Source organism: Affinundibacterium flavidum (assembly GCF_014284175.1).
In the GTDB taxonomy this organism is placed as follows: Bacteria; Pseudomonadota; Gammaproteobacteria; order Burkholderiales; family Burkholderiaceae_D; genus Undibacterium; species Undibacterium flavidum.
This window is the reverse complement of record NZ_JACOGA010000073.1, coordinates 1-255: the sequence shown is the minus strand read 5'-3', so window position 1 is coordinate 255 and position 255 is coordinate 1. Positions and strand designations below refer to the sequence as shown.

General features: G+C 58.0%; 1 protein-coding gene. It reads right to left on the bottom strand.

Annotation, left to right across the window (positions count from 1 at the left end):
- Nucleotides 1-255 (bottom strand): hypothetical protein (locus H8K55_RS21415; RefSeq protein WP_186944273.1); only part of this gene is annotated, 255 nt, incomplete at both ends.

Below are 255 nucleotides of genomic sequence, written 5' to 3'. Positions count from 1 at the left end.
TCGTACCTGCTGTGCGGGTGACTGTTAAATCAAAGGTTTCAGTCACTTCGTTGATCAGATCATCGGTGATCGGTGTCCGTACCAACACGCTTGTGCTACCTGCCGCAATCGTTGCGGTCGTCGCATTACCCCACGTGGCGCCACCATCGGTGGACACTTGCAGATTAGTCGCTGTGGCGCTGCCGTAATCCGTACCACTGCCCGTGGCTGTACCGCCGCCTAAGGCGAGGCTGACACTTGTGGCTGTGGTGCTGG